Origin of the sequence: Pseudomonas sp. (genome assembly GCF_051660785.1) — a bacterium.
Taxonomy (GTDB): Bacteria; Pseudomonadota; Gammaproteobacteria; order Pseudomonadales; family Pseudomonadaceae; genus Aquipseudomonas.
In genome coordinates, this window is the sequence record NZ_JBOFQE010000060.1 from 19,814 (window position 1) to 38,824 (window position 19,011).

Annotated in this window: 24 protein-coding genes; 9 read left to right on the forward strand and 15 right to left on the reverse strand. The window is 58.5% G+C overall.

Translation table 11 applies throughout. From position 1 onward, the window contains the following. Positions 1–7: 7 nt before the first annotated feature. The 3 genes from ACRC4F_RS17170 to prlC all read right to left on the reverse strand — a co-directional run bounded on the left by ACRC4F_RS17170 (position 8) and on the right by prlC (position 4,527). Positions 8–2,050, reverse strand: a complete 2,043-nt coding sequence (locus ACRC4F_RS17170) for a M3 family metallopeptidase (protein WP_438660428.1) — start codon at positions 2,048–2,050, stop codon at positions 8–10. A gap of 114 nt (positions 2,051–2,164) precedes the next feature. Continuing rightward, positions 2,165–2,452 carry a YheV family putative zinc ribbon protein gene (locus ACRC4F_RS17175; RefSeq protein ID WP_438660429.1) on the reverse strand — a complete coding sequence of 96 codons (288 nt, stop codon included), beginning with the start codon at positions 2,450–2,452 and terminating at the stop codon, positions 2,165–2,167. Beyond that, a complete protein-coding gene (gene prlC / locus ACRC4F_RS17180) occupies positions 2,449–4,527 on the reverse strand; it encodes an oligopeptidase A (RefSeq protein ID WP_438660430.1) in 2,079 nt (692 codons plus the stop codon). The genes ACRC4F_RS17175 and prlC overlap by 4 nt, the downstream gene beginning before the upstream one ends. Before the next feature lie 62 nt (positions 4,528–4,589). On the opposite strand from prlC, the gene ACRC4F_RS17185 reads away from it, so the two are divergent. Together ACRC4F_RS17185 and ACRC4F_RS17190 are read left to right on the forward strand one after the other, a co-directional pair. Beyond that, the gene (locus tag ACRC4F_RS17185; RefSeq protein WP_438660431.1) at positions 4,590–5,135 is read left to right on the forward strand and encodes a gamma carbonic anhydrase family protein; all 546 of its coding nucleotides are present in this window, start codon (positions 4,590–4,592) and stop codon (positions 5,133–5,135) included. 26 nt (positions 5,136–5,161) lie between these two features. Then, a complete protein-coding gene (locus ACRC4F_RS17190) occupies positions 5,162–5,812 on the forward strand; it encodes an HAD family hydrolase (protein ID WP_438660432.1) in 651 nt (216 codons plus the stop codon). Between the two features lie 117 nt (positions 5,813–5,929). Here the strand turns inward: ACRC4F_RS17190 and ACRC4F_RS17195 are convergent, their stop codons facing one another. Beyond that, positions 5,930–7,006: an aminopeptidase gene (locus ACRC4F_RS17195; protein ID WP_438660433.1), complete on the reverse strand. Its 1,077-nt coding sequence runs from the start codon at positions 7,004–7,006 to the stop codon at positions 5,930–5,932. Positions 7,007–7,066: 60 nt separating this feature from the next. Between ACRC4F_RS17195 and ACRC4F_RS17200 the strand changes: the two genes are divergently transcribed. Continuing rightward, positions 7,067–7,489 (forward strand): PA0061/PA0062 family lipoprotein, encoded by a 423-nt coding sequence (locus ACRC4F_RS17200; RefSeq protein ID WP_438660434.1) that lies wholly within the window; start codon positions 7,067–7,069, stop codon positions 7,487–7,489. Positions 7,490–7,529: 40 nt separating this feature from the next. After that, positions 7,530–7,952, forward strand: coding sequence for a PA0061/PA0062 family lipoprotein (locus ACRC4F_RS17205; RefSeq protein WP_438660435.1), 423 nt, complete (start codon positions 7,530–7,532; stop codon positions 7,950–7,952). A gap of 5 nt (positions 7,953–7,957) precedes the next feature. On the opposite strand, the gene ACRC4F_RS17210 is transcribed toward ACRC4F_RS17205, so the two are convergent. Then, entirely contained in the window at positions 7,958–8,191 is a 234-nt protein-coding gene (locus ACRC4F_RS17210) for a DUF1161 domain-containing protein (protein WP_438660436.1), read from the reverse strand. 251 nt (positions 8,192–8,442) lie between these two features. Then, positions 8,443–8,874, reverse strand: coding sequence for an OsmC family protein (locus ACRC4F_RS17215; protein ID WP_064675278.1), 432 nt, complete (start codon positions 8,872–8,874; stop codon positions 8,443–8,445). Positions 8,875–9,117: 243 nt separating this feature from the next. Here ACRC4F_RS17215 and ACRC4F_RS17220 point away from each other — a divergent pair, with 243 nt between their 5' ends. Beyond that, positions 9,118–10,119, forward strand: coding sequence for an LLM class flavin-dependent oxidoreductase (locus tag ACRC4F_RS17220; protein ID WP_438660437.1), 1,002 nt, complete (start codon positions 9,118–9,120; stop codon positions 10,117–10,119). Between the two features lie 69 nt (positions 10,120–10,188). Here ACRC4F_RS17220 and ACRC4F_RS17225 read toward each other — a convergent pair whose 3' ends face one another. Both ACRC4F_RS17225 and ACRC4F_RS17230 read right to left on the reverse strand, forming a co-directional pair. Next, positions 10,189–10,410 carry a DUF1161 domain-containing protein gene (locus ACRC4F_RS17225; protein ID WP_438660438.1) on the reverse strand — a complete coding sequence of 74 codons (222 nt, stop codon included), beginning with the start codon at positions 10,408–10,410 and terminating at the stop codon, positions 10,189–10,191. Between the two features lie 122 nt (positions 10,411–10,532). Continuing rightward, entirely contained in the window at positions 10,533–10,748 is a 216-nt protein-coding gene (locus ACRC4F_RS17230) for a dodecin (protein WP_010465710.1), read from the reverse strand. 157 nt (positions 10,749–10,905) lie between these two features. Here ACRC4F_RS17230 and ACRC4F_RS17235 point away from each other — a divergent pair, with 157 nt between their 5' ends. Then, positions 10,906–11,232: a DUF883 family protein gene (locus ACRC4F_RS17235; protein WP_109627139.1), complete on the forward strand. Its 327-nt coding sequence runs from the start codon at positions 10,906–10,908 to the stop codon at positions 11,230–11,232. Here the strand turns inward: ACRC4F_RS17235 and ACRC4F_RS17240 are convergent. Next, entirely contained in the window at positions 11,229–12,122 is an 894-nt protein-coding gene (locus ACRC4F_RS17240) for a LysR family transcriptional regulator (protein ID WP_438660439.1), read from the reverse strand. The two genes, ACRC4F_RS17235 and ACRC4F_RS17240, sit on opposite strands and share 4 nt — an antisense overlap. A 112-nt stretch (positions 12,123–12,234) precedes the next feature. On the opposite strand from ACRC4F_RS17240, the gene trpB reads away from it, so the two are divergent. From trpB to ACRC4F_RS17255, 3 genes are all read left to right on the forward strand, one after another. After that, positions 12,235–13,470: a tryptophan synthase subunit beta gene (trpB, locus tag ACRC4F_RS17245; RefSeq protein WP_438660440.1), complete on the forward strand. Its 1,236-nt coding sequence runs from the start codon at positions 12,235–12,237 to the stop codon at positions 13,468–13,470. Continuing rightward, the gene (gene trpA / locus ACRC4F_RS17250; RefSeq protein ID WP_438660441.1) at positions 13,470–14,282 is read left to right on the forward strand and encodes a tryptophan synthase subunit alpha; all 813 of its coding nucleotides are present in this window, start codon (positions 13,470–13,472) and stop codon (positions 14,280–14,282) included. The genes trpB and trpA overlap by 1 nt, the downstream gene beginning before the upstream one ends. A 121-nt stretch (positions 14,283–14,403) precedes the next feature. Further along, complete coding sequence (locus tag ACRC4F_RS17255) at positions 14,404–14,859, forward strand: anti-virulence regulator CigR family protein (protein WP_438660442.1); 456 nt, start codon at positions 14,404–14,406, stop codon at positions 14,857–14,859. A 54-nt stretch (positions 14,860–14,913) separates the two neighbouring features. On the opposite strand, the gene ACRC4F_RS17260 is transcribed toward ACRC4F_RS17255, so the two are convergent. From ACRC4F_RS17260 to ACRC4F_RS17285, 6 genes are all read right to left on the reverse strand, one after another. Beyond that, on the reverse strand, positions 14,914–16,875 hold the full coding sequence (locus tag ACRC4F_RS17260; protein WP_438660443.1) for a DUF7844 domain-containing protein: 1,962 nt from the start codon (positions 16,873–16,875) through the stop codon (positions 14,914–14,916). Next, positions 16,872–17,192 (reverse strand): DUF2388 domain-containing protein, encoded by a 321-nt coding sequence (locus ACRC4F_RS17265; RefSeq protein WP_094469762.1) that lies wholly within the window; start codon positions 17,190–17,192, stop codon positions 16,872–16,874. The genes ACRC4F_RS17260 and ACRC4F_RS17265 overlap by 4 nt, the downstream gene beginning before the upstream one ends. A 28-nt stretch (positions 17,193–17,220) precedes the next feature. Beyond that, positions 17,221–17,544, reverse strand: coding sequence for a DUF2388 domain-containing protein (locus ACRC4F_RS17270; RefSeq protein ID WP_438660444.1), 324 nt, complete (start codon positions 17,542–17,544; stop codon positions 17,221–17,223). Positions 17,545–17,650: 106 nt separating this feature from the next. After that, the gene (locus ACRC4F_RS17275; RefSeq protein ID WP_010465729.1) at positions 17,651–17,968 is read right to left on the reverse strand and encodes a DUF2388 domain-containing protein; all 318 of its coding nucleotides are present in this window, start codon (positions 17,966–17,968) and stop codon (positions 17,651–17,653) included. Positions 17,969–18,111: 143 nt separating this feature from the next. Then, positions 18,112–18,321 (reverse strand): DUF1127 domain-containing protein, encoded by a 210-nt coding sequence (locus ACRC4F_RS17280; protein WP_438660445.1) that lies wholly within the window; start codon positions 18,319–18,321, stop codon positions 18,112–18,114. Between the two features lie 260 nt (positions 18,322–18,581). Further along, on the reverse strand, positions 18,582–18,797 hold the full coding sequence (locus tag ACRC4F_RS17285) for a DUF1127 domain-containing protein (RefSeq protein WP_007902752.1): 216 nt from the start codon (positions 18,795–18,797) through the stop codon (positions 18,582–18,584). Between the last annotated feature and the right edge of the window lie 214 nt (positions 18,798–19,011).

Sequence of the window (19,011 nt, forward strand, 5' to 3'; positions counted from 1 at the left end):
TATCGGCTCAATGAGTAGCGCTGGTTGGCAAGGTCGCAAAATAATTGTCGGCGATCGGCCGTCCGAGGAATTCTTCCAGGGCGACCAGCAACGAGCGCGAATCGCCCGGTGAAAAAAAAGCTTCGCGGAACGCCCTGCCGGTCTGCGGGTTGAATACCCAGTCTTGCTGGAACCGTTTAAAGGCTTCGGTCGCCAGTACGTCCGACCATTTGTAGGCGTAAACCGACGCCGCGTACCCGGTCACCATGTAGTCAAAGCTGTTGGCAAACCGACAATAGGGTGGCAGTTGCAGGTGGGGAATTTCGCGCTGCACGTCGTCGAAGATTTTCTCGACGCTGCGGCCATCACCTTGGCTGCGGTGCAATTCGAAGTCAAACAATGCAGCCATCAACAGCTCTGCGGATTGCCGGGAGGTCTGGGTTTGAATGGCTGCCAATGCTGTGTCGACTCGTGCTTCGCTCAGGCGCTCTCCGGTCTGGTGGTGAGCAGCCAACCACAGCAGAAACTCCCCAGACAGACACCAACGCTCGAACAATTGCCCGGTGAACTCCGCTGTATCGCGTCCCAGCTGGGTAATACCCGACAGGCGATGGTGAGGCGAGCGGGTCAGAATGTGTTGCAGGCAATGGCCGAACTCATGGAACAAAACGCGCAGGTCCTGGTGGGCGAGAAGGCAAGGATGCTCGGCATTCCCGGGCGTGAAGTTGCCATGAAGCACCGCTATAGGCCGCGTCAACTGCCCTTCGGCGTCCAGCCGTCGATTACGTGGGGTGGAAGTCCAGGCAAAGTCCGGCGCTTCATCCCGATGAAAAGGATCGAGGTAAATATGCCCGATCACCATGTCGTACTCGCTGATTTCAAGCAGGCGCACGCTGTCATGCCAGCGACTGAACACCGTCAGTTCGACGATCCGGATACCAAACATGCGCTCGCTGAACAGGCAAAGCCGCTGCAAGGTCCCATCTAGCGGAAAGTAGACTCGAAGGTTTTTCAGCGCCTCGCCGAGACGTTGCTGGCGTAATTGTTCGATGAGGAATTCATGGTCCCAAGGCTGGACCTCACTCATGCCACGCTCGAGCGCAAACGCGTCGAGCGCCTGCGCATCCTTCTCAATGTCCGGTGTGGCCTGCAGAATCTGCCGCCGCAGGAAACCGGTCACTTGCTCGGTGGATTCGGCCATCTCCGTCACAAGGCTGAGTTGCGCGTAGTTTTCGTACCCGAGCAACAAGGCTTTCTGGTGACGCACAGACAACAGCAACTCCAGCACCGGAGCATTATCGAATTGCCCGGCGTGGGGCCCTTGATCCGAAGCCCGGGTGAAATAGGCGACAAAGTATTCTTCGCGCAGGGATCGGTCTTCGGCATAGGCCATGACGCGATGGTAGGTGTCCTGGTCCAGACGCATGAGCCAGCCTTTGTGCCCTGCCTGTTGCGCATTGAGTGCCAGACGCTCCAGTGTCGCGGCGGACAGACCGCTCAATTGCGTGACGTCGTCGATGCGTTTGCTCCAGGCGGCGCTGGCGTGTTCCAGGTTGCTCAGGAACAGGCCTTGCAGCACACCAATGTCGCGATTCAGTCGTGCCAGCGTCTGCTGTCGTTCGATGGGCAACTCGATTCCTGACAAGCGAAATCTGCGCAGGACTTTGTTCAGCACCGCTTTGCGCGGTTCATCGTAATTCATGGCGGCCGGACTTTGCGTCAGCCGCTGATACGCCCGGAACAGTGCCGGATTACCCATCTTTTCAGCCTTGTACCGCGCAACGGCGTCACCGCACGTCTCGCTGGCAGTGTCCCAGGCCTTGCCCTCGTGTTTCACCAGTGAAAGGGTTTCGATGATGCCCATGGCCTCATCGAGGCGCGCATCGGTTTCATCAACAGCCAGTACCAGATCGTCCCAGTTCGGAATCGCGGATTGGCTTGCAATAATGTCGGCAATAGCCAGGCGATTGTCTGCAATGATTGTTTCGATCGCCGGCACCAGATGTTCGGCGCGGATGTCCGGCCAGGGCGGCAAGTCCCAGTGCTGCAGCAGAGGATTGGTATCAGGCATGGGCGTCTTCCTTGAATAGGGCTGAAGGATTCAGCCTATGGAGGAAGCGCGGGGGAGGGGCGGTAAATAGATACCACCTTCCACCCCGCCAAAGGGTGAAAGGTGGCGTCGACATCAATGGTGTTCGTCAGGCTTCTTCTTCAGCTTCGGGTTCGGGAAGAACTGCACGGCCTGAACCTTGGCGTCCGGTACCTTCAGCGCCGAAGTATTGACCCGCGTGCCCAATTCCTTGGGCACCGACAAACCCTGTTCATTGAGCGTGTCCGAATAACCGCAGGCCACGCATTCGCGATGCGGGACTTCGGCTTCGTTCCACATCATCAATTTGTCCGGCTCGCTGCAAGCCGGGCAGACCGCCCCGGCGATAAAGCGTTTTTTCGTGATCACTGGTTCCTCACTCATGCTGCCGCGTCCTCACTCAGGCCGCTATGGCGCAAGAGTGCGTCAATCGATGGCGCACGGCCACGGAAGTCGACGAACAGCACCATTGGCTCCTGAGAACCGCCACGCGCCAGGATCGCTTCGCGGAACGCACGACCTGTCTCGGCATTGAGTACGCCGTCTTCTTCGAACTTCGAGAAGGCGTCGGCCGACAGCACTTCAGCCCATTTGTAGCTGTAGTAACCCGCCGCGTAACCACCGGCGAAGATATGGGCGAAACTGTTCGGAAAACGGTTGTAAGCCGGCGGACGCATTACCGACACCTCATCACGCACGCCTTCGAGCAATTGCAGCACGCTGCGACCGTCGCCGTGGGTGGCGTGCAGTTCAAAGTCGAACAGCGAGAACTCCAGCTGACGAACCATCATCAGGCCGGACTGGAAGTTCTTCGCCGCGAGCATCTTGCCCAGCAGGTCTTGCGGCAGCGGTTCGCCCGTTTCGTAATGACCGGAGATCAGCGCCAGACCTTCGGGCTCCCAGCACCAGTTCTCCATGAACTGGCTTGGCAGTTCCACCGCATCCCAGGCCACGCCGTTGATGCCGGACACGCCGGCATGCTCGACGCGGGTCAGCAGGTGATGCAGGCCGTGACCGAATTCGTGGAACAGGGTGGTGACTTCATCGTGGGTCAGCAGGGCCGGTTTGCCGCTGTCGGCCGGGGTGAAGTTGCACACCAGATTGGCCACCGGGCTTTGCAGCACACCGCTGATCGTGCGGCGACGGTCACGGGCGCCGTCCATCCAGGCACCGCCACGCTTGTTGGCGCGGGCATAGAGATCGAAGAAGAAGCGGCCGACGTGCTGGCCGTTTTCCTTGATTTCAAACAGGCGAACATCCGGGTGCCAGGCGTCGAAGCCTTTCAGCTCGGCAATCTCGATGCCGTACAGGCGCTGGACGATAGCGAACAGGCCGCCCAGCACTTTGTCGATCGGGAAGTAAGCGCGCAGGGCTTCCTGGGCAACGCTGTAACGTTGTTCGCGAAGCTTCTCGCCGTAGAAACCGCTGTCCCAGCTTTGCAGGTCCGGGCAGCCTTGTTCGGCGGCGTAAGCCTTGAGCTGTTCCAGGTCCTGAACGGCGAACGGTTTGCTGCGTTTGGCCAGGTCGCGCAGGAAACTCAGCACCTGATCGCTGGATTCAGCCATTTTGGTGGCCAGGCTCAGTTCCGAGAAGCTGGCGAAGCCCAGCAGTTTTGCAAGCTCCTGGCGCAGGTCGAGGATTTCCTCCATGACCGGGCCATTATCGTTTTGACCGGCGTTCGGGCCTTGGTCCGATGCACGGGTGCAATAGGCGGCGTAGACTTCTTCGCGCAGGGCTCGGTCCTGGGCGTAGGTCATCACCGCGTAATAGCTCGGGAATTCCAGGGTGATCAGGAAGCCGTCCAGGCCTTTGGCCTGGGCAGCGGCTGCCATTTGCGCCTTGGCCGAATCGGTGAGGCCGGCGAGGGCGGCTTCATCGGTCACGTGCTTGGTCCAGGCTTGCGTCGCGTCGAGCAGTTGGTTGGAGAAGCGGCTGCCCAGCTCCGACAATTTGCTCTGCACTTCGGCGTAGCGCTTTTGCTCGGCTTCCGGCAGGTCGATACCCGACAGACGGAAGTCTCGCAGGGCGTGTTCCAGGATAGTTTTTTGCGCTACGTCGAAACCGGCGGCTTCCGGGCTGTTCGCCAAGGCTTCAAAGGCTTCGAACAGCTCACGGTTTTGGCCCAGCTCCGTGGAGTAGGCGCTCAACGCTGGCAGGCAGGACTCGTAGGCTTCGCGCAATTCGGCGCTGTTGCACACGGCATTCAGGTGGCTGACCGGGCTCCAGGCCGCGCCCAGACGATCATTCAGTTCGTCCATCGCCAGCACCAGGCCGGCCCAGGTCGGTTGTTTGCCCTGGCTGGCGAGGATCTCGATAATGGCGGCACGGTTGTCAGCCAGGATCTGATCGATGGCCGGTTGCACGTGTTCGGCACGGATCGCCGAGAACGGCGGCAGGTCGTAGGACTGCAAAAGAGGGTTGTTCACGCTCACGGTTGGCACCTTGGCTGGAAGAAACATGCGGCCATCTTAATTACAATCGACGCTCACCGCAGCTATCGGCAACAGAGAGAAACCCTATCGTGACCCTTCGCAAGTATCAGAACCACATGCCACTGCTGGGCAAAGGCGCTTTTGTCGACGGCTCGGCGGTGGTGATCGGCGACGTCGAAATCGGTGAAGACAGCTCCGTCTGGCCGCTGACGGTGATTCGTGGCGACATGCACCGCATCCGGATCGGTGCGCGCACCAGTGTTCAGGATGGCTGCGTGCTGCACATCACTCACGCCGGGCCGTTCAATCCCGATGGCTTTCCCTGCCTGATCGGGGACGATGTGACCATTGCCCATAAAGTCATGCTGCATGGCTGCAGCGTCGGCAACCGGGTTCTGATCGGCATGGGCAGCATCGTCATGGATGGTGCGGTGATCGAGGACGATGTGATTGTCGGCGCTGGCAGCCTGGTGCCGCCGGGCAAACGTCTGGAAAGCGGCTTCCTGTATGTCGGCAGCCCGGTAAAACAAATCCGCCCGCTGACGGACAAGGAACATGCCTTTTTCACCTACAGTGCGGCGAACTACGTGAAGCTCAAGAATTTGCATCTGGCGGAAGGCTACGACCAGCTCTGAGTCTTCGCCTTTAATCAGGATTCAACATGCATTACCACACCGTACTGTTCGACCTCGATGGCACCCTGACCGACCCGCGCGAGGGCATCACCCGTTCGATCCAGTTTGCCCTGAGCAAATTGGGCATCGATGAGCCCGACCTGACCAAACTCGAACACTTCATCGGCCCGCCGTTGTTGCAGGCGTTCATGCAGTTCTACGATTTCGATGAGCCCAAGGCCTGGGAAGCCGTGAACTTCTACCGTGAGCGCTTCAAGGTCACCGGTCTGTACGAGAACCGCGTGTTCGACGGCGTCACACCGCTGCTGGAAACCCTTGGCGGACAAGGGCGACAGCTGTACATCGCGACCTCAAAACCATGGGTTTTCGCCCGGGAAATCGCCCGGCACTTCGACTTCGTCAAACACTTCAAAGTGATTTACGGCAGCGAACTGGACGGGACACGCACCAACAAGGTCGAGTTGATTGCTCACCTGATGACCGAAGAAGGCCTGGACCCGGCGAACACCCTGATGATCGGCGACCGCAAGCACGACCTGATCGGCGCGCGCAGCAACGGGCTGGATGCGGCGGCGGTGGGTTATGGTTTTGGCAGCCGGGAAGAATTGAGCGCAGAAGCACCGGCCTATCATTTCGAAACGCTGGACGAGATGCATCAGGCGTTTTTGCAGCGTTGACACTAAAATTGTGGCGAGGGAGCTTGCTCCCGCTGGGTCGCGGAGCGGCCCCAATTCGGCAGGCCTGGCATGGCGACGGCTTCGCCGCCGAACGGGAGCAAGCTCCCTCGCCACAACTTATTTGTCTGTCAGCTTCCTCAGCGCGGCTTTTCTCTCCCCAACCGGCAACGCCCCCAGCTGCTCGACGGCCGCATAAAACCTCTCCCAATCCCCTCCAACCTGCCTGAACAACGCCGCAAACGCCGGCACCCATTGGTCATACAGCCCAAACGGCAACAACCGGGCATTGTTCATCGGGGCGTTGATCCACGCGTCGTAGCGTTTATCCCCAGCCCATCTGCTGTCGCGCAATTGGCGATATTCATTGCGCAGTCGTTCGAACTCTGCCGCTTTGCGTTGGCGCATCTGGTCGGTGGGCAGCGGCAGGGCGTAGAGTTTTTCAAGCCGCGTACGGGTGTCCAGAACCAATTGAATGAACTGGTCGCGCCGCTGCGCCTGGGCACCGTTTTCCGGGGGTAAACCACGCGACGCGCGCCATTGTCGGGTGCCTTCCTGCTCGACGAAGGTGGCGAAAGACTCGTTGAACTCCGTGTCGTCCTTCACATAGAAGCGCTGATGCGCGAGCTCATGGAAGATCAGCGTCGCCAGCCGCTCGTCGCCCCAACCCATCATGGAGCTGATAATCGGATCGTTGAACCAGCCGAGCGTCGAATAGGCCTCGACGCCGCCAATCGACACGTCCATACCTTTCAGGCGCTGCAACGCTGCTTCGCCGCGGGCAGCGCTCTGGCTGTAGTAACCGCGATAGGCGACGCAACCGGCGATGGGGAAGCAATGGTTTTGCGGTGTCAGGGAAAATTCCGGCGTGGCGAATACGTTCCAGACCACGAACGGTCGGCCTATGTCGGCATAGAGGCGGTAGCTCTGGTTATCCGGCAGATGCAATTGTTGGCTGGCGAATGTCCGGGCCTTTTGCGATTGGGTCAGATGCGCACGCAACGTCGGATCACGAGACGGATCGGCAAGTACCTCGGCCACCGGCTCCCTGGCCCGAAGTAACTGCAGCTGGCCACTGGCCAATTGGCTGTAATAGCTGATGCCAGCGCAGCCGCTGAGCAATAAAAGCAACACACCCGGAAACAAAACGCGCAAAACGCGATCAAGTAACCCAAGGCTTGGAAGCGGCCTGATCAAAATAAAATCATCCCTGGAAAGTCTGCCCGCAAGACTATCCCGCTTGACTGGAGCTCCGCTATGCGCAAATTGATGCTGACGGGAGGCTTGTTGATGCTGACCGGCTGTGCCGGATTCGGATTACCTCACCATGATCCGTCGCAAGCGTGGATCGAGCTGGATTCACAACAAGAAGACACTGCCCTGCAAGCGCTGGAAGTCGATGACAAGGCTTCCACCGACAAGCGTTATTTCGAGGTGCATCCGGGCAGTCATGAGCTGACGGTTCGTTACCAGTTTCCGGTCCAGCCCACCAACATCGGCCCGGACGCCGAACCACTATGGCGAGACTGCCAGTTGAACGTGAAATTCAATGACTTCAACGCCGGTCAGCGGTATCAGCTGCAAGCGGGGAACATCGGCTTCCGGCCGTGGGCAAAGCTCTATGATCAGCAACGAAAAGTGATTGGCCAAGGTACCCCGGCAGGCTGTCAACGCAGCTGATCAGCGTTATGCTGAATGAACCTTCTTTGGGACATTCGTCATGCGCAGGTTGATGCTGTTGCTCGCTGCAAGTGTTGTCGCAGGCTGCCAGAGCCCGTTACCGGCGGTAAATCCGCAGATGGCCTGGATCGAGTTCTCGACGCCGTTTCCCAACGATAAGTTGCTGATGGCCGAGCGTCTGGATAAACAGCGATTGCGCGACGGGCGTTTTTTCCAGGTGACGCCCGGCAGCCATGAGCTGGTGGTCAGATTTGACTTTGAAGTGCCCGGTGGCGGGGGCATGGGCACGATGAGTTCACCCGCGGAACGGCTGTGTTACCTGACCATCAACTACGATCATTTCGAAGCCGGCCAGCGTTATGTGCTGGAGGGCCGGTCGATCTCGTTCACCCCTGGCGCCCGGTTGTACAACGCCAAGCGTGAAATCGTCGCTGAGGATCGGGAGTCTTATTGCCTGATGTGAGGCGATTAGCGGTCGTTCTTTTGGTAAATGATTTTTCTGGTGCCGTTTTCACAGCTGCCGACGACCATGTTCTGATCGTGCACTTCGTCATTGGTGACGATTTCCAGGGTGTAGGACGAGACGTTATTGGCCTGGATCTTGGCCTCGATCTCGGCCTTGAGTTCTTCGCAGGATTTCGGTGCCGCGAGGGCCGAAGTGGCCAGCGCACAACAGATAATCGCCAAGGCAAAACGTTTCATGGTTGAAGCTCCATTGAGGCAGCGCGCAGGGTACTGCGTTTCGGCTGCTGTCATTTATTCGACCACAGTTTTGCGGAGCGAGTTCTGATGTCGCTCACAAAGCTTATGTTTAGCCGTTGGGAATGTGTTGCTTACAAGATCGCTTTCGCGAGCAAGCTCGCTCCCACATTTGGAATGCATTTCAATGTGGGAGCGGCGGTGCGGCGATCCGACTTGCTTGCGTAGGCGTCAGTCCATTCAGCGAATGATCATCAGCTGACCAGCGTCGCATCCAGGCTGATCTTCGCATTCAGCACTTTGGACACCGGGCAGCCTTCTTTTGCCTTGTTGCTCAGTTCCTCGAACTGCGCCTGAGTGGCCCCGGGAATTTTCGCCTTGAGGATCAGTTTCACAGCAGTGATCGCAAAACCACCTTCTACCTGATCCAGAGTGACTTCAGCGTTGGTATCGATGCTGTCAGCCTTGAGCCCGGCATCGCCCAGAATCATCGAAAACGCCATGGAGAAACAGCCCGCATGGGCCGCGCCGATCAGCTCTTCCGGGTTGGTGCCCTTGCCGCCTTCAAAACGAGCCTTGAAGCCGTAGGGCGCTTCTCTGAGTACACCGGTTTCAGTGGAGATCGAGCCGATGCCGGTTTTCAGATCACCTTCCCAATGAGCCGATGCTTTCTTCGTTATAGCCATGTCTGCCTCCTCAAGTTCCGGCGCGAAACGTCGCACCTGCGTAATTTTCGGTTGCTAGGGTTCTGAGGATAGACGGTGGTGCAAAGTTCACCTGATCTGATTTGTCCTACCGTTATCGTAGGAATTTTTGGTCTGGCTATTGAAACTCGGGTATATGCCCTCATTGCATGAAGCACGCTTATAGATTCGGCAGGTTTTCGTTCGTGAGAAAAAACCTGCGCCCTCAATTGGAGAAGCAGGCTTATGAAACGACTGTCCGATATCAAGTTCTCGACCCTTGATCTGGTGCCCGTGCGAGAGAACGGCAGCGCGGCCCAGTCGCTGCGAAACTCTTTGGACCTGGCGCAGCATGTCGAGAAATTCGGTTATAACCGCTTCTGGGTCGCCGAACACCACAACATGGACGGCATCGCCAGTTCGGCCACCTCGGTCCTGCTCGGCTACCTGGCCGGTGGCACGTCGACCATACGTGTCGGCTCCGGTGGTGTGATGCTGCCCAACCATGCGCCGCTGGTGATCGCGGAGCAATTCGGCACCCTCGAAAGTCTGTATCCAGGCCGGATCGATCTGGGTCTGGGCCGCGCGCCCGGTTCTGATCAAATGACTGCCCGCGCCTTGCGCCGCGAACGCTCCGGCAGCGCCGACGAGTTTCCGGAAGATGTCGCCGAGCTGGTGCGTTACCTCGGACCACGCACGCCGGACCAGCGGATCATCGCCATGCCGGGCACCGGCACCAATGTTCCCGTCTGGCTGCTGGGCTCCAGCCTGTTCAGCGCACAGTTGGCCGGCGAGCGCGGTTTGCCCTACGCCTTCGCCTCGCATTTCGCACCGCGCCTCATGCACGAGGCGATTCGCGTCTACCGCAATCACTTCAAGCCTTCAGCGGTGCTGGATAAACCTTATGTGATGCTCGGCGTGCCGTTGGTTGCCGCTGACACTGACGAGCAGGCGGATTACCTGGCGACGTCGGTTTATCAGCGCATCCTGGCGTTGATGCGTGGCCAAAGCCTGGTGCAGCGGCCACCGGTGAAAACCATGGACGGACTGTGGCTGCCCCATGAGAAAGCCGCCGTGGGTGATTTCCTCGGTCTGGCGATGGTGGGCAGTCCGCAGAAAATCCGCGCCAAGCTTGAGGTGCTGATCGAGCAGACTCAGGCTGATGAGCTGATTTTCACCTGCGATCTGTACGAGCATTCCGATCGCGTGCATTCCTATGAGTTATTGGCGCAGGTCATGAAGGGCTGAGGCTCGGGTGACGCGCATAAAAAAAGCCGACGCATTTGCGTCGGCTTTTTGATTTGCGCAGGACTCGGCCTATTTCGTGTAGACGATGACCTTGGTGCCCTTTTCACAGGTACCGACGATTTTCCCGCCAGCCTCAGCGCCTTTATCGACGATTTCCAGTGAATAGTTGGAAACGCCCTTGGCATCAAGTTTCGCTGCGATTTCAGCTTTCAGTTCTTCACACGATTTGCCGTCGGCGAAGGCTGTTCCTGCAAGGCTCAATAAACCTACCGCTAAAATAAAATGCTTCATCGGTCGCATTCCCTCGTCGGATCAAAGGGAGCATCCAGCCATCAGCCGGAGGCACTCATGTAACGCTTGCCATTTCCCTATGGCACTCGGCCAGCGCACAAGTTCAGAAGCCTGGCTCACACTCAGCTGCTGGCAATCCGGAACCCGACTTTGAGCGTCACCTGAAAGTGGGCGGCCTTGCCATCCTTGATGTGCCCGCGGGTTTCGGTCACTTCAAACCATTCCAGGTGCTTGATGCTTTTATTGGCTTCGGCCAGCGCGTTGTTGATCGCGTCTTCAATGCTGCTGGTGGACGAGCCGACCAGCTCGACTTTCTTGTAGGTGTGGTGATCAGTCATGGCGTTCTCCTCAGGGTGTGAAATACAGCCTAGCAGTGATTTTTCGTATTACTTCTGTCGGCTAATGCAACGCAGAAGTTCAGATTTACTGCACTTTCTCGAACCCCTGAAGTCCCAACCAACACACGCTACTCATCATCAATGAAGGAGAGCCACCATGGCCAACACCTCTTTACGTAAAGCCTCATTGCAAAGCATGGAAGCCGAGATCGAGAGTCTGCTGAAATCTTTGGAAAATTTGAAAGACGACGCTTCGGACGAGTCGCGTAAAACCCTCAAAGTGCTGAAAGGTAACGCCGAGAACGCGCTGAAGCATTCGCGCCACCTGCTCAGCGATGCGTATGAAGAAGTCAAAGTCAAAACCCGCGAAACCGGGATTGCCACTCGGGACTACGCCCAGGAACACCCTTGGACTACAGCGGGCGTCGCTGTGGGTGCGTTGGGCCTGCTCGCGGCTTACCTGCTGTTCAAGCGCGGCGACTAATCTGTCTGGCGCAGTTCAGTCTTGAGCCACTGCGCCAACTGCCGGGCGCGTCCGTCTGCGGCGCGCTTGGGTAGCCACAAAGCCAGTTGCGCCGGGGTTTCACAGAATCCCCAGGGCGCAACCAGGCGACCCGCCTTCAAGTCCTCGGCCACCAGCGGCTCAGGTGCAATCGCTACACCCAGCCCAGCTACTGCGGCTTCCAGTAAATAATACAAATGCTCGAAACCTTGACCGTACTTCAACGCCTTGGCGTCGAGGCCGCTTTGCTGTGCCCAGCTCGGCCAGGCTTGCGGGCGCGAGGTGGTGTGCAGCAAAGGTTCGTTCAATAGCGCGGTGGCCGGCGCGCCTTGCAGCTTTTCATAGCCGGCGAAGCGTGGGCTCATTACCGGCCCGATGCGTTCGCTGGCCAACTCATAGACTTGCATGTCCGCCGGCCATGGTGGCTCGGCAAACACCAGCAAGGCATCCAGTCCCGGCCGACGCGGGTCGAGATCGCCTTCGCCGGCCGACAGGTGCAGGCGCAGGTCCGGCAGATCGGCATTCAAGCGTCCCAGACGTGGAATAAACCAGCGCGCCAGCAAACTGCCCGAGCAACCCAGTACGAACGGCGCGTCGGCGGTGCGTTGGGTCAGCTCCGCACAAACAGTGCGAAGACGCTCAAAAGCTTCGCCGCTGGCATCGCGCAGCCGGACGCCGGCATCTGTGAGTTTCAGGCCGCGGCCTTCCTTGATGAACAGACTCACGCCCAAGTGTTCTTCAAGCACCTTTAGTTGCCGACTGACTGCGCCATGGGTGACGTGCAGCTGTTCGGCAGCCTGACTGACGCTGTTCAGCCGTGCAGTGGCTTCAAAGGCGCGAAGGGCGTTCAGCGGGGGAAGATCATGGCTCATGGGATCTGTGAGTTTTCCTGACAGGTTGTGGCGATCTTATCGGTTTTCAGGCTGGGGCGTCAGGGGTAGAGTGACCGTCATTGTCATCTCACGAATCCTGATGGAGCGAACCATGACCCAGACTAATCTGCGCAACGGCCCCGACGCCAACGGCCTGTTTGGCTCGTTCGGCGGCCGTTACGTCGCCGAAACCCTGATGCCGTTGATCCTCGACCTGGCCCGTGAATACGAATTGGCCAAGGAAGATCCGGCGTTCAAAGAAGAATTGGCCTACTTCCAGCGCGATTATGTCGGACGTCCAAGCCCGCTGTATTACGCCGAACGCCTGACCGAATTCTGCGGCGGTGCGAAGATTTATCTCAAGCGCGAAGAGCTGAACCACACCGGCGCGCACAAGATCAACAACTGCATCGGCCAGATCCTGCTGGCGCGGCGCATGGGCAAGAAACGCATCATCGCCGAGACTGGCGCCGGTATGCACGGCGTAGCGACGGCGACCGTAGCTGCACGTTTCGGCCTGGATTGCGTGATCTACATGGGCACCACTGACATCGAACGTCAGCAGGCCAACGTATTCCGCATGAAGCTGCTGGGCGCCGAAGTGATCCCGGTTGTTGCCGGGACCGGCACCTTGAAAGATGCGATGAACGAAGCACTGCGTGACTGGGTGACCAACGTCGACAGCACTTTCTATCTGATCGGTACTGTCGCCGGTCCGCACCCGTACCCAGCCATGGTTCGCGACTTCCAGGCCGTTATCGGTAAGGAAACCCGTGACCAACTGCAAGCCCAGGAAGGTCGTCTGCCGGACAGCCTGGTGGCGTGCATCGGTGGCGGTTCCAACGCCATGGGCCTGTTCCACCCGTTCCTTGATGACACAAGCGTCGAGATCATCGGTGTGGAAGCCGCCGGTTACGGCATCGAAACCGGCAAGCACGCCGCCAGCCTGAACGGCGGCGTGCCGGGTGTGCTGCACGGCAACCGTACCTTCCTGCTGCAGGACGACGATGGCCAGATCATCGACGCTCACTCGATTTCCGCCGGCCTCGACTATCCAGGCATTGGCCCGGAACACGCATGGTTGCATGACATCGGTCGCGTTCAGTACACCTCGGTGACCGACGACGAAGCCCTCGACGCGTTCCACAAGTGCTGCCGTCTGGAAGGAATTATTCCTGCACTGGAAAGCGCCCATGCCCTGGCTGAAGTGTTCAAACGCGCACCGACGCTGCCGAAAGATCACCTGATGGTGGTCAACCTGTCCGGCCGTGGCGACAAAGACATGCAAACCGTGATGCACCACATGGAAAACTCTCAACACGAGCAGTCCAAGCAGGAGAAACACTGATGAGCCGCCTGCAAACGCGTTTTTCCGAACTCAAGGAACAGAATCGCGCCGCCTTGGTGACCTTCGTCACCGCCGGCGACCCGAGCTATGACACTTCCCTGGCGATCCTCAAAGGCTTGCCCGGTGCTGGCGCCGACGTGATCGAGCTGGGCATGCCCTTCACCGATCCGATGGCGGACGGCCCGGCCATCCAGCTGGCCAACATCCGCGCCCTCGGCGCCAAGCAGAACCTGGCAAAGACCCTGCAAATGGTTCGCGAATTCCGTGAAGGCAATACCGAGACGCCGCTGGTGCTGATGGGTTACTTCAACCCAATCCACATGTACGGCGTTCAGCGCTTCATTGCTGACGCGAAAGAGGCCGGCGTTGACGGCTTGATCGTGGTCGACCTGCCGCCGGAGCATAACGGTGAGCTGTGCGACCCGGCGCAGGCAGCGGGCCTGGACTTCATCCGCCTGACCACGCCGACAACCGATGATGTGCGCCTGCCGACCGTTCTGAATGGCAGCTCCGGCTTCGTCTACTACGTCTCTGTTGCCGGTGTGACCGGTGCGGGCGCAGCGACGCTTGAGCATGTCGAAGAGGCCGTTGCTCGCCTGCGTCGCCACACGGACCTGCCGATCAGCATCGGTTTCGGTATTCGTACACCGGAGCAAGCGGCGTCCATCGCGCGTCTGGCCGATGGTGTGGTGGTGGGTTCGGCATTGATCGATCACATCGCCAATGCCACCACGCCTGAACAAGCGGTGGATGGCGTGCTGAGCCTTTGCTCGGCGTTGGCTGACGGCGTGCGTAAGGCCCGCGTCAGCTGAAGGTAAAGTTCCTGATACAGAGGAATTAGAGCCTAGCGGCACAGACTAAACAGCAAGACCGAGGGCTTCAGGACTACGTTCTGAAGCCCTTTTTGCTGTATGTGCAGTGAGGAAAGACCTGATGAAAATGCCGAAACGTCTGATTGCCAGCCTGGGCGTACTGATGCTCAGTGCCACCCCGCTGCTGCACGCGAGCGCCGATCAGCGCGACGATCACGACCACGGCGGCCCGCAGCAGGGTCATTACGATAACCACGGTGACAATCATGGCGATGATCACCGAGGCCCGCAGGACAATCGTCGCGGCGGCCCTCCGCCACGAGACTTCGGTCCGGTGCGTCAGACCATTCATGATAACCACGGCTATTTTGTACGCGGTGCGCCACCCCCTCCAGGCATTCATCTGGTCCGTGGTCGTCCGCTGCCTCACGGCTATTACGGTGAGCGTCTGGATAATCGTGCCTTGGGACGGCTGCCGTATTACCCGGGCTACGAATGGCGCCGTGCGGGGGGCGACATTGTGCTGATCGCGGTGGGCAGCGGGATCGTCTATGAAATTCTGGAAGGCGTGCTTTGATTTAACGTGCAGGCAAAAAGAAGGCTTCGTGGATCATCCACGAAGCCTTCTTGTTTATGGCAATTCCAATCCGCCTGCTGCTTTATGCAATTTGCGCAAATGCTCGCCTACCTGTTTCAGGTTGGCTTCATTGGCCGCCATCTCGGCCGCCCGGCTTGGTTCGAGCAGTGCCCTGACTTCCTTGTCGAGATCGCCGGTCAGCACTTGAAGCTGCTTCTGCCGCAGGTTGCTTTCCGATTCCAGGCGTTGCCATTCATTCGGTTGGGGCAATCCATATCCGCCGGTGCCGAGCAACTCCGCCGGACGGCTGAGGAAACCGCTATTGGCGAGAATCTGCTGCAAGGTCGCGTTCGCCTTGTCCATGCCGCCGTTCTTCAATTCCCGAGCGCCCAGATAACGCTGTTTCACTTCATCCTGGGCTAACACCAACTGTTGACGGAAGCTCGCCTGCTCCAGCAACAGCAACGCGGCGCTGGTGCGCAGATCAGCCTGCTCAAACCATTGACGGCGCTCGGCAGCTTTCAATGCCAGCCAGTCTTCGACCTTTTCCTGCTTGATCGGCAAGTGCTTCTTCAGCACTTCGAACATCGCTTGATAACGGTCACGGAAGGAGTCGAAGCGATAGCCCAGTCGCAACGCTTCGCGTGGGTCATCCAGCACGCTGGTGTCCGCCAGCCCGCGGCCCTTCATCACTTCCAGCAAGCCGTTGGGCATGATGCTGTCGAGCCCGACCAGTTTCGCGTTGTTGCTGCCGCTGCGCAGCAATTTCAGACCTTCCACCGCGCAGTTGTTCGACAGGAAGTAATAGTTGCCGTCGTAACTCCAATGCATCTCGGCGGCGTGTTCCACCACGTCTTCGATTTCGTTGCGCGACAGGTTCAGCGGTACCGAGGCCAGGCTGCGCAGTTCAGTCTTGGTGTATTCGTCGATCACTTGGGCCAACGGCAATACAAACAGCCGCGACGGATATTTACCCACCAGCCCATCCCAACTCGAAAGCTGTACGTCGCCAACGAAGGCGCGATAAGACAAGACCAGGTGCTGGTCGAGATCGAGGCGGCAGTCCGGTCCCCTTGGCCGGCCCGGCGCGCAAATCACCAGGCGCAACATGCTGTGGCCCCAGCGACTGACCCAGTTCTGGTTGGCTTCGGCCAGCAAATAGTCGACGGCGTAGACCCGTTCCGGATCGACCTGGCCCAGCGGTTGTTTGGCGAAGTCGTTACCGGCATTGAGGAAGGCAAAGGATTTGCCGCAAGCATCTTTGGCAGCGGGTGCCCAGCCGAAATGTTCTTTGTAGTAGCGATACAGGGCAGGACGACGGCAGGCGTAGCTCGGGTCGAGAAGGAAATACTCCATGTTGACCGCGACAAACTCTTTGGGGCTGCTCGTTTCGTAGATGTCCGGGCTGCGGGCGATTTGCCGGTTGTGCTGTTCGCGTTCGCCACGACGACCGACGTATTGCGGCCAGCCGGCCAGATCGAGCAGGCGCGGGTCATCGCTCAGAGTGAAGCGGCGGTCTGACTGACCGCGGCATACATCCGGGATGCCAATCAGGCCTGAACTGCTGTTGCGCCGGGTGCATCGCTGGATCAGCGTGCGCTCCGCGTCTGGCCACAGGCGCGATCGGTCATAAATATGGGTGAGTTCATGCAACACCGTGGCGAGCATTTCGCGGCGCACGGTGCCATGGGGGCGATAGGTTTTCTTGGTGGCGGCGCTGCCGTTAGTGAGGCTGACGAGCAAGTTGCGATTCAGGTCGAGCTCTGACACCAGCGATGCCTGGCCATAGGCATTGCTCGGCATGTCGTCGGTCCAGCCGACATCAATGCGCCGGTCCAGTTGTTCGATGAAGCGTGGCGGCAAGGCCTGCATGGCTTCATCGAGCAACGCCTGACTGGCTTGCTGTTGTTCAGGACTCAGACCTTCGGTCTTGAGCCGTAATTGCAGACCAGCCTGGGCCGTGTTGCAGAGTAGCAACATCAGCCCGGCCAGCAGCCAGGCGCTTGTCGACCTCACAGTGCGAGGATGGCTTCGGCGAGCACTTGGTCGCTGGCATCGCGTGCTTCCGGTACGCGAGTACGCAAGGTGTTGATGGCCGCTTCAAGGTGCGCGCCACGTATGTCGCCATCGCTGGCAACGAAACTCGCCGCATCATCGTGGGCCTCACGGATGATCTTCGAGTCACGGATCGATGTGGTGGTATCGGACGTAAAATCGAGCGTGCGCTGAGTGGCATTGATGATGATGTTACTGGTGGCGACCAGGGTGTGCGCCTGGGTCACATCGGCCAATAAAAGCAGGCCTAGGGCAACAGCAATCAGAGGGCTACGCATGGAACGACTCCGCAAGGACAAAGGATAACTATTGGACGAGAATTGCCTGCGCCAGTTCAAGGTCGCTTGCATGAAGTTTTGGTTGGCTCCGGCGTAGGTAGATCAACGCGGATTCCAGTTGCGCACCGAGTAGTTGGCCGTCAGTGGCGATGTACGCCGCAGCGTCATCGTGTGCCGCGATCAGCAACTTACGGTCGAAGGGGGCGGCGGTCACCATGCTGGTGGCGTAACCGGTGACCACGACACCTTGCGTCGACAGGTTGAACGCGTCGTAGGCATAGGCCGAGGCCGAGGCCGACCAGCAGGCCGCGAGAAATACTGAAGTGAAAAACCGCTTTGGAAAAAAACGCATGGGACTCGATTGCTGAAAGCGAGTCCAGAGGCTAGCGCAATGCCCGGACTAGAGCCAGCGCCGAAACATTGGGACACGACACGCGTGCCCCACGTAACTGCGTCGCTTAGATCGTCAGGATGGCCTGTGCCAGCTGTGCATCAGTGGCATTCAGTTGCGGTGCCTGATGGCGAATGTGGTCGAGTGCGCTTTCCAGTTTTACGCCACGAATGGCGCCTTCGCTGGCGACGAAGCTGGCGGCATCGTCACGGGCCGCGCGGACGATCTTGTCATCGCGAAAGGATGAAGTGACATCGGAAGTTGCGTCGGAACTGGACTTCAGCGCGCCGACGACGGCATCCGTGGTCACGATAAAGCTGGTCGCGTGGGAATTGGCAGCCACGGCAAGCAGGGCTGCAGCGCTGAGCAGACGAAGACGGGACATGGTGTAACTCCTTTGAATAACCGATTGAGAGGTGTTGAGGTAGCTGTTGAGTCAGACGCCTGTCGCACAGCGCTCGCCACGTTCTGGTTTGATATTAGGCCTGCTTTTATCGGTTCGAATAGTCCTTCTGCTAAAACAGGACTTTAGCGCCAGAACGGTTTATCCAGTTCATTCAGTCGATCCGCATGGCTAATGCCCAAGTCAGAAAGTTGCTGATTAGTGAGTTGGCCCAGCAAACGCCGGGTGCGGGCTCTCTCAAGGGCGGCGGCAAGCGAATTCAGCAATCGTTTCAGCCTGTGAAGTCGAGGCTTCTTTAGAAGGGTGGGGGCAGAAACATTCTGTAGATTATCCATGGTGCGCAGTCCTTTTGCCGCAGAGTCAGGACTTCATGTTGAGCGCTGCGAGTCTGGACCTACAGATACACTGTCGTGAAATTGTACCGGTTCAATCTGATAATTATTTAAACTGTACTTGTTGTCGGCCATTCCTTTTGTACGGCCACCGACCAAGGCCGAAAACGACAAAGCCCGTCGTGGTTTCCCACGACGGGCTTTGTTTTTTCAATTTGGAGTGCTGGCGGTGGACCCGGTGGGTCAGAGCCAGCGACGCTAACTTAGCGCCAGAACGGCTTGCTCAGCTCTTCGTAGCGTTGTGCTTCGCTAATCCCGGCATCAGCCAGCAGACGCGAATCCAGGCGAGCCAGTTGATGGCGGCTGGAGATGCGGCGCTGCCACAGCATCAGGTTGGCAATAACGCGAAGAGGCATGGAAGCCTGGGTTTTTGCAGCGGTATCTTCGAAGAACAGTTCGGAACTGAGTGTACGTTCCATGGTTGACATCCTTCCGCTTGTGGCGGGATTAGGTAGTGGTTTAACTGATGCCAATGATCCTCTCGTTTGGCTAGTCTCTGTAGATACAGTTCACCTGTATTGTGAGGGACCAGTTAACTGTTAATAGGGGGTGTACTGGTCTAAATTGAAGCAACTGTACCTGTGAGCACTATTGTGGTGCGTTTTTGGTGTTTTGACTCGGATTTGTGGGCAG